This window comes from Caryophanon latum (genome assembly GCF_001700325.1).
Taxonomy (GTDB): Bacteria; Bacillota; Bacilli; order Bacillales_A; family Planococcaceae; genus Caryophanon; species Caryophanon latum.
Genome location: NZ_MATO01000033.1, coordinates 1 through 14,359, shown reverse-complemented (window position 1 = coordinate 14,359; position 14,359 = coordinate 1). Strand labels below are relative to the sequence as shown.

The following is a 14,359-nucleotide window of genomic DNA, read 5'->3' as shown; positions in this document are numbered from 1 at the left end:
GATAGTCTTTTTTCAAAGTGTCTATCGTATAGGGTACATTTTACGGCGCGATGCTGATGAATGAGTCTTTTTTATTACGCTGCCGTTTCCGGTTTGCGTTGCTTACTTTGTCTTACTTTTTCATGAATAGAAATGTTCATTAAAATCCCCATGCTAAGCGATAATAACACCATCGACGTACCACCGTAACTAACAAACGGTAACGTTACACCGGTTAACGGAATAAAGCCGAGCATACCACCTAAATTGACAAACGTTTGAATACCAATCCATGTACCAATACCTGCTGCTAAAAAGCGTGTATGTAAGTCTGGTGTTTTGAGCGCAATGATGAGCGCACGGCAAACGATTGTATATAGTAAAACGACGACGATTAACACGCCGATAAAACCGAGCTCCTCTGAAATAACTGCCATAATAAAATCTGTATGCGGCTCTGGTAAATAGCCCAGCTTTTGTGCGGAATGTCCAAGCCCTACACCACCTAAACCACCTGATCCGATCGCTACATATCCTTGAATAACTTGATAGCCTTCAATCGTTTGATATTCAAAAGGGTCTAACCACGCTTTTAAACGTCCTAAACGGTTACCGCTAATGTAACCTGTTAACACACCGATTAGCGCGGCTGCTACGGCTGCGATTACGACGCCGCCAAACATGCGCATATAGCGACGTGCGCTAACACCTGTCACGATAAAAATTCCCATAACGAGCGAAAGCATAACGGCAACTGCTCCTAAGTCTGGCTGCGATGCAACGAGCACAATACATAGTAGCGGATAAGCAAATAATAATGCGTAATGCTTCGTCAACAGCTCATCAGCGTGGCGACGCTTTAAGAAATGCGTTAACATCACCGTCATGACGACGATAATTGCAAGCTTTGCGACCTCAGCTGGCTGTACGTTAATGCCAAACAACGAGAACCAGCTTCGTGCACCCGCGCCATCTCCCCAGCCCATAAGACGTACGTAAATGAGCATTAAAACGGTAATACCTGCGAACACCGCTACTGGAACAGGACTCGTATACAGCTGTTTTTTCACAAAGACCGTCACCATAAAAATAACGAAGCCGAGCGTTGCGAAAATCATCTGTCTTATGTAAAAATGATTTGGTTCATAGTCATATTGAACAATGCCCCACCATACACTTGCACTATATACCATGAGCGCTCCGAAAAATAATAACACAACGTATGGCACTAATAGCCATAAATCGAAATAGCGCATCTTTTGCCATAAGCTGCTTGCAAATTTTTTCATGACGTCGCTTTTGCTCGTTACAAGCGCATCTGATTTTTGTCCAATTGGTCTTACACTGCTTAGTACTCGCTCCTTTAATGGAGGACGAGATGTGTTGTTGTTTTCCTTCATATCCAATACCTCTTTAGTAAAAAAACCCAAACGCCACAAAAGGTGTTTGAGTTTTCTTTGTTATTTGTCTGTAAATGCATCATGCAAAACAGAAAGTTCTTTTTCAAGTGAATCGAGAATCTCTTTTCCTTTATCACGCTCAATTAAACCAAGCTTAACAGCAAATTCGATTTCGCGTGATAAGCCGAACATTTGTGTATCTAAGACTTCCTCATACAATGGACATTGCGGCATCGTTAAGTGATCCATCTGCACTTTAATCAAGCGTGCGATTTTATCTGCATCAGCATTTAACAGTTGTAACGCTTTCTCCTGATAGGAAGTATGTGATGTAGTATCCATGAGGACGCCCCCATTACCTATATTTCTTCATTTCTATCTTTATAAAGTTTATCGTTTAGTGCTTAAAAATGCAAGTATTGTTATACTATTCAGGGCGCTTTTCAACAATTAATCTTTGTATACGTTACTAATTAGCGGTATACTGTTTACGAGTAATGGCACTAAAGGAGGCAATATCAATGGAATTTATACTTCCACTGAATGGTAAAACAAAATTTTCATTAACATTAGACCCAACTGTATGGATTTTCGACGATCGCAAAGTCGATTTAACGACGTATTTTGCGGAAGCACGCAACGCAGAAGATGAAGATGAAAAATATTTAGATGCTGTTGGAAAGCATTGGTCACGCGAAATTATGGAAGGTGCAGTATATCCACCGACTTTAAAAACTGAGCGTAAATTCGATCGCAAAGGTATGCAAACAGGTACATTTGGTATGGTGCTTGCTCCGTTCATTAAAAACGCAGAGCCAGCTGACGACGCAACAGAAGTTGTATTCGAAACAGCTAACGGACAACATACATTCCCAATCGACGAAGCACGCGAGCTTGTGTTAAAGTTCGCTCACGAAGGTAAGCCGTTAAAAGACGACGGTCCTGTTCACGTATTATTAGCGGACGGTTCAAACGTAGACAATCCAATTACACATGTGACAGCGATTCGCATTCAATAGGAGGTTCGTTATGCGCGTACAATGCGTTATTTGTGATGAGATTATCGATTTAAACGATGATTTACCAGAAGCGAAGAAATTGCGCAACCGCCCGATTCATACGTTTATGTGTGACTCTTGTCATGAACGCATTTCACTGAAAACAAGTGAGCGTATGGCAACTGGCAACTTCCGCTTTTTCCGTTCATCTCACCCTGTTGATGATGAGTTTTAAAAAAGTTTAAGGCAAAATAAGTGCCAGAGGGAAAGTATACACTTCCTTCTGGCATTTTTCTGCTTTCGTGGACGCTGACTTCGAACAAGCTTTTCTGGGGACATGGCTTGAGCCTGTAGTCTCATCCCCTAGAAGTCCACTCTTCGTCTCGCGTCCACTTATCGAATTTCTAGCATCATACAAGGTTGTCTTTATCTAAATTCCACTTTTGTCCTAGCCTCTTTTCTTTTTGACTACGCTTCTTCACGAAATTTTTACTTCGAACAACCTCTATTAAACCATTCCAATTCATTTCTTGTTTGCGCAACGCTAACTGTTTTGTAACTGTTCTTTTTTCTCACGCTTCAAGCGTATTTTATAAACGATTAAAATGAGCGCAGCGACGATTAACCCTTCAACCATTGGTAAAAAGAGCGCCAAAAATGTAAGGATTATGCAGCCGAGAAATAAAAACGTATAAATGATGACGTTTTTCATCATTGGCAGCTGCTTTGCAAAACCTAACTTGTACACAATTGCACTCAATACAAACGTGAGTATGAAAACGACATACCCGGCAATCGTATATGACGGTAAACTTTCATATAAATAGCGTGTAATGCCTGACATGCGCCCGAAGACGAACGCACTTTCCTCCTGTGCTGATGCAAATAACATCGTCCACTGCATCATCGTCACCCCTTTTCTACATATTTAGACGTTCTCTTGCTTCATTGCTTAGCCCACTACTCTTTACACGTAAACATATTCCGCGCCAAAACTTTACCTTCTCCTCTATAACATTACCATAAACACTCGAAAAACCACATAAATTACTCGAAAAAACAAAAAAGAGCAGCTACGTAAGAATTCATTCTCACATAGCTGCTCATTCAATATTATACTTCTAGCTCAGCGTTTTTCTTCTTCTTCGCTACACGCTCACGTTCACCTTTATCAAGGATCTGTTTACGTAAACGAATTGATTCTGGCGTTACTTCTAAATACTCGTCATCTGATAAGTACTCTAACGCTTCTTCTAATGAAAGAATACGTGGCTTTTTAATAACATTCGTCGCATCTTTGTTAGCTGAACGGATGTTTGTTTTTTGTTTTTGTTTCGTAATGTTTACCGTGATATCAGCGTCACGTGTATTTTCACCAACGATCATACCTTCGTACACTTCAGTACCTGGCTCAACGAATAATGTACCGCGGTCTTCAACGCCCATCATACCGTAAGTCGTTGCTTTACCGTTTTCCATTGATACTAATACACCTTGGTGACGGCCGCCTACTTTACCAGCCACAACTGGTGCGTAGTGATCGAACGTATGGTTCATCATACCGAAACCTTTCGTAAGAGACATGAATTCCGTTGTATAACCGATTAAACCACGTGCTGGTACGTTGAAAATTAAACGCACTTGACCAGAACCGTTGTTAATCATGTCTAACATTTCACCTTTACGTTGACCGATTGACTCGATGATTGCGCCAGTGTTTTCTTCAGGGATGTCGATTTGTACGCGTTCGATTGGCTCTGAACGTACGCCGTCGATGTTACGGATGATTACTTGTGGTTTTGATACTTGTAGCTCGAAGCCTTCGCGACGCATGTTTTCGATTAAGATCGATAAGTGAAGCTCACCACGACCTGAAACTGTCCAAGCATCTGGAGAAGCAGTATCTTCTACACGTAATGATACGTCTGTTTGTAATTGTGCACGTAAACGCTCTTCAATTTTAGAAGAAGTAACCCATTTCCCTTCACGACCTGCGAATGGAGAGTTGTTTACTAAGAACGTCATTTGTAACGTTGGCTCATCGATACGTAATGGCGTTAACGCTTCTTGGTGGTCAGTTGGGCAAACTGTTTCACCTACGTTAATGTCTTCCATACCTGAAACGGCGATTAAGTCACCAGCTTTAGCTGTCTGAACTTCTTCACGTTTAAGACCGAAGAAACCAAAGATTTTTGTTACACGGAAGTTTTTCACTGAACCGTCTAATTTCATTAATGACACTTGTTGACCTACAGAAATTTGACCGCGGAATACACGACCGATCCCGATACGACCTACGAAGTCATTGTAGTCAAGTAATGAAACTTGGAACTGTAATGGCTCGTCTGAGTTATCAACTGGCGCTGGGATTGTTTCGATAATTTTCTCAAATAGAGGAATTAAGTTTTCTTCTTGTGCTTCTGGGTCTGGATCTAATGAAGATGTACCGTTTACACCTGATGCGTATACGACAGGGAAGTCTAATTGGTCATCTTCTGCACCTAACTCGATGAATAATTCTAACACTTCATCCACTACTTCCAGTGGACGAGCAGAAGGTTTATCAATTTTGTTTACTACAACGATTGGCGTAATTTTTTGCTCTAACGCTTTCTTTAATACAAAGCGTGTTTGTGGCATACAACCCTCATACGCATCGACAACTAAACAAACGCCATCTACCATTTTTAAAATACGTTCTACTTCTCCACCGAAGTCTGCGTGTCCAGGCGTATCAAGGATGTTAATACGTGTACCGTTATAGTCAACTGCTGTATTTTTTGCTAAAATTGTAATTCCGCGCTCACGTTCGATATCACCTGAGTCCATTGCACGTTCTTCAACGCGCTCGTTTGTACGGAAAGTACCTGATTGTTTTAAAAGTTCATCTACTAACGTTGTTTTACCATGGTCAACGTGAGCAATAATTGCGATATTACGAATATCTTGACGTAAATTTGTCATTATTCCACTCCATATTCTTTTTTCAATTGTTCAACTGTGATATTATAGCACATGAAAAGCAAGTTGTCTTTTCAAAACGATTTTCCAATTAACGGTTTTCCATTCCGTATATAAAAATGATAGGAGCTGTCATAGATTGAATAAAGCAAAAGTAGTCATGTTCTTTTACGCGTTAGGTGCCATTTTATCGATGATTTCAATCGGTTTATTCGTATCGGTCGTTGGCGCAACAGGTACACAGTACAATACAATAGGCTTCGTCGGCATTTTCTTAAGCATCGTCGCATTATGTGTCGTATTTATGCAAGGCATGAAACAAAAGAAAAAATTCGTTGCAGCCGGCTTATTAGGCGATCCGGAAGAAAACTAACTCGATTTATTGCGCTTCTTTTGCTATTAAAGGAAGCGTTTTTTTGTTCACAAAATGGTCATAATATTCAGAAGTATATTTAAACAAGCGTGTTGATTAGCTATCAAATCGGCAAATATGTCATGCGGCGCGCGTTTTTGTAGCTCGGCGGCAAACACGGCGTTTGTCATAAAGGCGATGACTCGTGTATTTCTCGAGACTCCTCGACGTGTTTGTAGCGTCTTTTCCCCGAGGATTCTCGCCGCGCGCACTGCTACTAATATTTGATTGTATAAGAAAGGCGAATCAACAAATTTAATATTTAAACAAAAAGTGTGCTACAAGCTCAAAGCAACTTGTAGCACACTTTTCTTACTTCTATTATTAAACGTGTTGACTAGCCACTCAACTAACAGCTAGCGTTTCTGCCATGACAACGCTGCATTCATTTGCGTTTTGCTGCTAAAAACTACCGATACAGCTGTATAAAAATCGCTAATCAACAGATTTCATATATTACCTCTAATCGCGTGGCAGTAAATGAATATACTGGTCGAGCAAAATTGGATGAATCGATGGGTTCGCAATGATGAACGTGTTCGACTGTAAAAACTGTACAGGCTCCCCTGCAAGCGTTGACGTCACGGCGCCGACTTCGTTTGCGATAATGACGCCGCCTGCAATATCCCACGGTGCTAAACGCATCGACATGTACGCATCGAGCTTCCCCGACACAACAAATGCAATTTCCATCGCCGCTGAGCCGTATGAGCGCGTGCCACGAACTGTGCGCACGAGCTTGCTTACTTGCTCGTAGTCGACGTACTTGTTTTCCGTCACCCAGCGCGCATTAATGCCGATGACTGACTGCTCAATCGTCAAGTTTTCAAGCTTGCGTAGCGGCGTGCCATTATACCATGCACCAACGCCGGCAATCGCATGAAATAAATCTTCACGCATCACATCAAAAATATAGCCAAGCTTGCCAACACCGTCAACGAGTACCCCTACTGAAATCATAAAATGACGATGCTGCTTAACAAAATTCATCGTGCCGTCGATTGGATCAATTACCCATACGACACCGGTTAAGTCTGTTACTTGCTCTCCCATGCCCTCTTCCGCTAAAATACGATGTGTTGCATCAAATGTTTTAATTTGTTCAATAAAGAAGAGCTCTGTTTCACGATCTACATTTGTCACTAAATCACTATCACTCGATTTTGTTTCAACGTGTAAATCATATGAAAACGACTCGCGTATGCGGCGCGCTGCTTCTTTAATTAGCTGCTGTGCAAATTGATCCACTGCTTGTATATCCATACACCATTCCACCTCTCACATATCCCATGTACAAGTAAAGCGCTTTGTCACCATGTAGGCTTTCACCATAACGCGGGGTTGCTTTTCCCGTCGAGGCAGGCTTTCCGCGGGCGCGGCTCAAGCCTCCTCGTCATTCGTTCCTCACGACTGCGGGGTCTCGAGGCTCGCGCTTTTCCCGCTGGAGTCCGCCTCTTGCTTCAAGCAACCTCTATGCGTCAACCCCAGCTTACGGTGATGAACCATTATGTAGTAGTATAACAAAAAAACACCTGCTGTCGGAATATTCAGCAAGTGTTTTTATGAAGTTTGTGTAAACGTATTACGCATATGCTCGCATTCCTTCTAGTTCCTTTTGAATTTCGGCTAAGCGCTTTTTACTTTTCGCTTTTTGGATTTCGTCACCGCTATTCATTGCGTCATATAACGATGCTAATTCGTAATCTAACTCTAGGCGTAGCACTTGCTCATATTGCTTTTCAATGTCAACTTTGCGTATAATTTTAACGATTTGTTTCATAACGAATCATCACCTTTCATCCAATTCATAATCTATGTTAAAAACATATTATGTTAGATTATTTTTTTGTTTTGTTACTAAAAATGTTCCCAAAACTTTCACAATTTAAACATATTTATTTTCGAAAGGAGCTAATTTTTTTGAGACCTATTCAATGGACAACCGAAGACTTTAACGTGTTCACAATCGACGGCTTAGAAGAACGTATGGAGGCATTAACGACACACGTGCGCCCGAAATTTCACGCATTAGGTGACGATTTTTCTGCATTTTTTAGCACAGAGCTTGGCGAGGAATTTTTCCCACATGTCGCAAAGCATGCACGCCGCACCGTCAACCCACCGAAAGATTCATGGGTCGCATTCGCTCCTTACAAGCGTGGCTACAAAGCGTTGCCACACTTCCAAATTGGTCTTTGGAACAGCCACTTATTTATAATGGTAGCCGTTATTTACGAAGCACCGAACAAAGCGATTATGGCTGAGCGTCTTCTAGAAAACGTCAAACAAATTACGTCACTGCCAACGCATTACGTATTGAGTGGGGATCATATGTCTCCTGCTGCAACGACGCTACAAGACGCGGGCGAAGAAGGAACAGTTGCATTATTAGCGCGTCTACGTGACGTGAAAAAGGCCGAGTTTTTAGTTGGCGTTCACGTGTCAGCTGAAGAAGCAGTGAAACTTTCAGGCGAGTCATTTACGACACTCGTTGAAGAGACGTTTACAAACTTATTACCAATTTATAAAACGTTAACTGCGCGTTAATTAAAACGGTGTACCGCACGTCTATATGACTGCGGCACACCGTTTTAATTTTTCGACACATGTGACAAAAATCCATTGAGAATGAATTTCAATTACTTTACAATATAGAAGTACATACTTCCACATAACAAAGGAGAGATTTTTTCATGATCGCAGTCATTCACTTTGCATACGGCGCACCGACTTCAATCGATGATGTGCCTACATATTTTAGCCACATTATCGGCGGGCGCGAAGTACCACCACCGATGCTCGGCAAAATCGTTTCGCAGTTTAAGCAGCCGTTCCAAGCAGACTTTATCGCCTCAGCAACACAGCGCATCGCAAAAGGGCTACAGCACGTATTGCCGACACTTTTAAACGCAGATGTAAACGTATATAACGCTTATAAGCATACCGCACCGTTTTTACAAGACGTTGTCGCTCAAGCGATTGCAGACGGCGCAACGAAAATTGTGACGCTTCCAGTCAACCCGATCTTCTCGCCATCTGGTGCAGGTGCATTCCATGAAGAAGTAGCGGGCTTAGTCGCTGGCACAAATATTGAACATATTGCAGTAAAAGGCTGGAACACGCACCCTGCAATCGTTGACGTATTCGCTGACCGCGTCGTGCGTGCATACAACTGGCTACCTGCAGAAAGCCGCAGCGATGCGTACGTATATTTCACCGTGCATAGCCAGCCGATTAAACCTGAAGGCAACGAACCGTACGTAAGCGAGTTTGAAGCGCTCGCTGCGGCAATTGCACAAAAAGCAGGCATCGAAAACTACGCAGCGGTATATCGCTCATCAGGGGGCAAGGAAAACTGGCTCGCTCCTGATGTAAAAGATGCGATGCGCACACAAGCAGCAGCCGGCACGAAAGGTTTTGTGACGTGCGAGCTATTATCGGTTGCCGCTGACGTTGAATCGTTCATTGAAATCGGTGTAGACTGCGCTGAAGTAGCGAAGGAGCTCGGTGTGGACTTCGTGCGTGCAGAGTTTCCTGGCGACAGCTTTGATGCAGTAATGGCGTTAGCACAAATCGTGAAAGAGCACGTATAAAAAAACGGTGAATGGGCATTGTCCCATTCACCGTTTTTTATTTGCGACGCTTTTGTGCCACTTCGACACGAATTTTTTTCGCTGGGTCCGCTTCCTTTGCCGCTTTTACGACGTGGTAAGGGACGTATGAGCTCGCTTCCTCGTAGTCGCGGCAAATTGTTTTTTCCTCAGCTTGCGACGGGACGATTTCTTTGAAGCGGCGATATACGCGTAAAAAATCACCTGCGATAATGCCTTTTTCGTATGCGGCTTCGACTGCCTCAAAAAATGCTACGACGTCGACGATTTCTTGCGTTGACCAGTCGAGCGATAATGGATAAGAATATTCCATAATGAAACCTACTTTCTTACTAGCAATTCGTTGCTGTCACTCCATTTTAAACGAATTGCTTCCGCCTCTGCAACCATGCGAGATAGTAGCTCGGCAACAGTTGGCACATCATGAATTAAGCCGGTCACTTGCCCAGCCCAACCGAAACCTTGATCGGAGCCGTTATAAATGTAATTCGTATTTGCCTCGCCACTAATGTAGTCACGCAGCGCTTCGTACGTCGGTGTTTCCGATTCGATTTTTAAAATTTTATCGGTGAAGTCGTTACGCAGTGCGCGTGCTGGCCCACCAATTGAGCGTTTAATGACCACCGTATCGTTTTCAGTCGCATCCACGAGCGCTTGCTTGTACGCATCAATTGCATGGACACATTCCTTCGTCGCAATGAAGCGCGTGCCCATTTCAATGCCTTCTGCGCCAAGTGCGTGCGCCGCCATCCAACCGCGACCATCGCCAATCCCACCTGATGCAATGACGGGAATCGATACGCTATCGACAACTTGCGGCACGAGCACCATCGTTCCAACATCATCACGCCCTAAATGACCGCCGCCTTCTTGCCCGACGACCATGACCGCATCCGCTCCGAGCTCTTCTGCCTTTTGTGCTTGACGACGCGCCGCCACGAGCACGAGCTTTTTAATATTTGTACCTTTAAGCATATCAAAAATAGGCGCTGGGTTACCACCTGTCATCGTTACAACTGGCACGTTTTCGTCAATCGCCACTTGCACCATTGGCTCATACCCTTTGCCATACATGCCAATCGCGAAATTTACGCCAAATGGTTTGTCCGTTAATGCGCGCGTTTTACGAATTTCTTCACGTAATTCGTCTGGCGATTTTAAGCTCATCGCCGTAATTTGTCCAAGTCCCCCTGCGTTGCTTACTGCTGCGGCAAGCTCTGAATACGCTAAGTATGCAAGCCCCCCTTGAATGATTGGATAGTCAATGCCGAGTAAATCCGTTATTCTAGTTGACCACTTCATGAACATTCCCCCTTATATCCACTATATTCTTCAATAAGTAGCGAAAATCCTGCATGAAGTTTTAGTAGTCACATGCGTTTGTAAATGCTATAATTCATTTGTTTTAAAAATTCCAATTATTTTTAAGTGAGGTGGTAAGTGCGTTGTCACAATTAGAGACTCCGTTATTTGATGTTTTACTGAAGCATCGTAATAGACATCCGATTCAATTCCATATTCCAGGTCATAAGAAAGGCTCGGGGATGGACCCAGCTTTCCGCGAATTTGTCGGGGACAACGTTTTATCAATCGATTTAATCAATATTGCTCCACTAGATGACTTACATTCACCAAAAGGCGCAATAAAAGAGGCACAACAATTAGCAGCTGAGGCCTTTGGTGCTGATCATACATTTTTCTCGATTCAAGGTACAAGCGGCGCAATCATGACAATGATTATGTCTGTCGTTGGTCAAGGAGATAAAATTCTCGTACCTCGTAATGTGCACAAGTCGATAATGTCTGCCATTGTATTTTCTGGGGCTATTCCGATTTTTATCCATCCTGAGGTGGATACAGAACTTGGCATTTCTCACGGTATTACACCAGAGTCAGTAGAACGCGCTCTTGAAACATACCCAGATGCAAAAGCTGTGCTCGTTATTAATCCAACGTACTTCGGTTTCGTTGCGGATTTACAACGTATTGTCGATATCGTTCATGCGCGTAATATTCCTGTCATTGTTGACGAGGCACACGGCGTATTAATGAAGTTTCACGATGATTTACCATTATCTGCAATGCAAGCAGGTGCGGATATGGCAGCAACGAGCGTACATAAGCTAGGTGGCTCGATGACGCAAAGTTCAGTGTTAAACGTACGTGAAGGTCTTGTGTCTGCCAAACGTGTTCAAACCGTATTGTCGATGCTTACAACGACATCTACGTCTTACCCGCTTTTAGCATCACTCGATACTGCAAGACGTCAGCTTGCAGTACACGGCTACGATTTAATCGACGATGCCGTTCGTCTTGCAAAAGATACACGTAAACGCATTAACAACATTAATCATTTATATTGTGTTGGACGTGAGAAATTACATTCATCTGCAACGTTTGATATGGACCCATTAAAGCTTTTAATTAGCGTAAAAGATTTAGGCATTACTGGGCACCAAGCAGAGGAATGGCTACGTCATAACGCCAATCTCGAAGTAGAACTGTCAGATTTATACAACATTTTATGCTTAGTAACGCTAGGTGACACGAAGAAGGAAATGAATTTACTTGTGAACGCATTACAACGCATGTCACAAGCATTCGATTCAGAAGCAGTCGTAACGGAAACGAACGTCAACGTACCTGAAATTCCAGCACTTGCGATGACACCACGTGATGCGTTTTATGCAGAAACGGAAATCGTGCCGCTTAAAGATGCACACGATCGCATTTCGGCCGAGTTCATCATGATCTACCCACCAGGCATTCCGATTTTCATTCCAGGTGAAGTCATTACGCAACAAACGATCGACTTCATTCAAGAAAACATTGCAGCCGGTTTACCAGTACAAGGCTTAGAAGACGACACATTACAAAACATCCGCGTCATTCAAGAACGCCGCGCGATTTATTAAACAAAAAAACGAGCGTTAGCATATTTTTTCTTATGCTAACGCTCGTCTTATTTAGTTCATTAATTATGAGAGTATTGATCCATCTATTGTTGTTGCAGACGCTTGTACGTTGTCAACAACTGCGTAACGCAATGGTTCTATTGAAGCTGTCGGTATTGTTTGCGCTACTGTATACGTTTGACCTGTTGAAGGATTAGGAATTGAATACGTTTGTCCTGCAACTAAGTTAATCGTAATCGTTTGTGGAGCAGACTCGTTTCCGTGAACATCTACTAATGTGTACGTAAATGTATCCGTCTTGCCTGGTGTTGTATTGTTCACAAGCGATGAATTCACCTTATACGTATATGTGCCATCACTATTCATTTCAAACGTTCCGTAATCACCACTAAACGCTGCGGATTGACCAGATAAAATTGTTGTACCTTCTACTTTGATGTTACCACCTGGTGCTAAATAACCTACATTACCCGTTACCGCTTGTGGATCCGTAGTAATAATTGGTTGCGGAAATGCAACTTCATCCGATGTCCAGTTAACGTCTGTTATTTTAACGTTTTGGATACCGTAAACATTCATTGCCATTACACCTGTAGATACACGAGCTGCAGTAATGCGATAGTAGCCTCGTTCTAAATTGCGTAAATGAATATCATTTGCTGCAAAACCTGCTAGTTTTGTTCCTTCTACATTGCCAGACCATACTTCACTTGCTTGTCCTGTCTCCAAATCTACTTTCTCAACTTTATAATTAACTACAAAGTTTTGCCCAATACCATACGAACCTACTGGAATGACTGGGCGGAATGTTAATATGCTGTCTGTACCTTTTACAAATAAATGTCCTACTGTACCCTCTGTTTCTTCCCCTGGCGCTGGCACATTTGACGGGTTTGTCTGAATAATAAGAGGATTATCTCCTACAGTCGTACTTCCACTTAAATTAGCTAGTACTTGGTTCGTATTTACATCTAGTGCATTAATTACTACTTCATTTGTTACCGTTGCTGGCTCTACTAATATCGCATCTGCTGCTGGATCGTTTTCATCCCAACGAAGTTCAACTACAGACTCTCCATCTACAACATTATGCTGAATATACAATGTTGCTGTTTCCGTTTCTTCTCCATTGCCAACTGTATATTCAAATACATCTACTTTACCAATTGCTTCACGTGCACCATTCGATGTGTACGTGTACTCACCTGTTACTTCATTAATTGTTAAATCACCGTATGCACCTACAATCGTTGTTAAATCTGTCACGGCAGTTGCATTTTCAATTGATTTAGGTGTGACTGACATAACTGTTGCACCTTGTGTCAACTCAATTGTTCCTGTAGTTGATGCTGTTAGTGATCCCACATTTACTAACTCTGCTGTTTCAGATAGCGATGTTGACGTAATCGTTGTTGTTATAGCACTTGCCGCTTGAGCATTTAATGCTTCTGATGGGTATGTCGCCATTACATATTCACCAGCACCAATATTTGTGAATGAGAAATTGTACGCTGTTTGAATTGGAACACCAAGTGCAGTTATATACCCAAAGCTATTTTGATCCACTAACTCATATTGACCGTCTTCTTTCTTTTTATATAACCCAATATTATAGCCGCCTGCTCCAGCTACCGCATTAATCACGGTACTAAATGAATAATCTAATGTTTCTCCTTCTTCTACTGTAAACTCAAGTGCGTTATTGCCAAGCTCAGCAATGATCTGCGCATCAAGAATCCCGATTAATTGAATTTCAACAAGACTCACTTCCGTAACGGACTCTCCTACTACAAGTTCCCCAACATTCGAATTTACTGTTGTCGCACCTGTATAGTGTAATGCAACTTTATCGACTATATCTTGAACGACTACAGGCTCCAGTGGTTCTTTCGTTCCTCGTTGCTTCGCCTCTTCGTACGCCGCTACCGCTTCTTCTAACGCTTCTTTCGCTGCGTCTACTTCTTCTTGCGTTGCGTCTGCGTTACCTAGTACATCACGTGCATCCGCAATTGCGTCTTCTAACGCCGCTTTTTCTTCCGGTGTTGTCCATTGTTCGCTTGGATCAACGTCTGCACCGTCTGGT

The 14,359-nt window shown here is 42.6% G+C and carries 15 protein-coding genes; 6 read left to right on the top strand and 9 right to left on the bottom strand.

Annotated features, from left to right (window positions below):
- Nucleotides 1-74 precede the first annotated feature (74 nt).
- Together A6K76_RS08365 and A6K76_RS08360 are read right to left on the bottom strand one after the other, a co-directional pair.
- Nucleotides 75-1,379 (bottom strand): FtsW/RodA/SpoVE family cell cycle protein, encoded by a 1,305-nt coding sequence (locus tag A6K76_RS08365; protein ID WP_083995344.1) that lies wholly within the window; start codon nt 1,377-1,379, stop codon nt 75-77.
- 60 nt (nt 1,380-1,439) lie between these two features.
- Entirely contained in the window at nt 1,440-1,721 is a 282-nt protein-coding gene (locus A6K76_RS08360) for an Fpa/YlaN family protein (RefSeq protein ID WP_066464041.1), read from the bottom strand.
- Between the two features lie 179 nt (nt 1,722-1,900).
- Between A6K76_RS08360 and A6K76_RS08355 the strand changes: the two genes are divergently transcribed.
- Together A6K76_RS08355 and A6K76_RS08350 are read left to right on the top strand one after the other, a co-directional pair.
- Nucleotides 1,901-2,398: a hypothetical protein gene (locus A6K76_RS08355; RefSeq protein WP_066464039.1), complete on the top strand. Its 498-nt coding sequence runs from the start codon at nt 1,901-1,903 to the stop codon at nt 2,396-2,398.
- Nucleotides 2,399-2,408: 10 nt separating this feature from the next.
- Nucleotides 2,409-2,612, top strand: coding sequence for a YlaI family protein (locus A6K76_RS08350; protein WP_066464038.1), 204 nt, complete (start codon nt 2,409-2,411; stop codon nt 2,610-2,612).
- A gap of 309 nt (nt 2,613-2,921) precedes the next feature.
- Here A6K76_RS08350 and A6K76_RS08345 read toward each other — a convergent pair whose 3' ends face one another.
- Both A6K76_RS08345 and typA read right to left on the bottom strand, forming a co-directional pair.
- Nucleotides 2,922-3,281 (bottom strand): YlaH-like family protein, encoded by a 360-nt coding sequence (locus A6K76_RS08345; RefSeq protein ID WP_425393874.1) that lies wholly within the window; start codon nt 3,279-3,281, stop codon nt 2,922-2,924.
- A gap of 209 nt (nt 3,282-3,490) precedes the next feature.
- Nucleotides 3,491-5,341: a translational GTPase TypA gene (typA, locus tag A6K76_RS08340; protein WP_066464036.1), complete on the bottom strand. Its 1,851-nt coding sequence runs from the start codon at nt 5,339-5,341 to the stop codon at nt 3,491-3,493.
- A 136-nt stretch (nt 5,342-5,477) separates the two neighbouring features.
- On the opposite strand from typA, the gene A6K76_RS08335 reads away from it, so the two are divergent.
- Entirely contained in the window at nt 5,478-5,711 is a 234-nt protein-coding gene (locus A6K76_RS08335; protein ID WP_066464034.1) for a DUF5325 family protein, read from the top strand.
- Nucleotides 5,712-6,212: 501 nt separating this feature from the next.
- Here A6K76_RS08335 and A6K76_RS08330 read toward each other — a convergent pair.
- Nucleotides 6,213-7,013 carry an inositol monophosphatase family protein gene (locus A6K76_RS08330; RefSeq protein WP_066464032.1) on the bottom strand — a complete coding sequence of 267 codons (801 nt, stop codon included), beginning with the start codon at nt 7,011-7,013 and terminating at the stop codon, nt 6,213-6,215.
- A 319-nt stretch (nt 7,014-7,332) separates the two neighbouring features.
- Nucleotides 7,333-7,530: a hypothetical protein gene (locus A6K76_RS08325; protein ID WP_066464031.1), complete on the bottom strand. Its 198-nt coding sequence runs from the start codon at nt 7,528-7,530 to the stop codon at nt 7,333-7,335.
- Nucleotides 7,531-7,670: 140 nt separating this feature from the next.
- On the opposite strand from A6K76_RS08325, the gene A6K76_RS08320 reads away from it, so the two are divergent.
- Complete coding sequence (locus A6K76_RS08320; protein WP_066464030.1) at nt 7,671-8,297, top strand: YktB family protein; 627 nt, start codon at nt 7,671-7,673, stop codon at nt 8,295-8,297.
- A gap of 146 nt (nt 8,298-8,443) precedes the next feature.
- The gene (locus A6K76_RS08315) at nt 8,444-9,343 is read left to right on the top strand and encodes a ferrochelatase (RefSeq protein WP_066464028.1); all 900 of its coding nucleotides are present in this window, start codon (nt 8,444-8,446) and stop codon (nt 9,341-9,343) included.
- Between the two features lie 37 nt (nt 9,344-9,380).
- Here A6K76_RS08315 and A6K76_RS08310 read toward each other — a convergent pair whose 3' ends face one another.
- Both A6K76_RS08310 and A6K76_RS08305 read right to left on the bottom strand, forming a co-directional pair.
- Entirely contained in the window at nt 9,381-9,674 is a 294-nt protein-coding gene (locus A6K76_RS08310; RefSeq protein ID WP_066464025.1) for a UPF0223 family protein, read from the bottom strand.
- Nucleotides 9,675-9,682: 8 nt separating this feature from the next.
- Entirely contained in the window at nt 9,683-10,663 is a 981-nt protein-coding gene (locus A6K76_RS08305) for an NAD(P)H-dependent flavin oxidoreductase (RefSeq protein WP_066464018.1), read from the bottom strand.
- Nucleotides 10,664-10,806: 143 nt separating this feature from the next.
- Between A6K76_RS08305 and A6K76_RS08300 the strand changes: the two genes are divergently transcribed.
- The gene (locus A6K76_RS08300) at nt 10,807-12,276 is read left to right on the top strand and encodes an aminotransferase class I/II-fold pyridoxal phosphate-dependent enzyme (protein WP_066464015.1); all 1,470 of its coding nucleotides are present in this window, start codon (nt 10,807-10,809) and stop codon (nt 12,274-12,276) included.
- Nucleotides 12,277-12,339: 63 nt separating this feature from the next.
- On the opposite strand, the gene A6K76_RS08295 is transcribed toward A6K76_RS08300, so the two are convergent.
- Nucleotides 12,340-14,359: VCBS domain-containing protein (locus A6K76_RS08295; RefSeq protein WP_139108670.1), on the bottom strand; the 2,020-nt coding region annotated here is incomplete at its 5' end.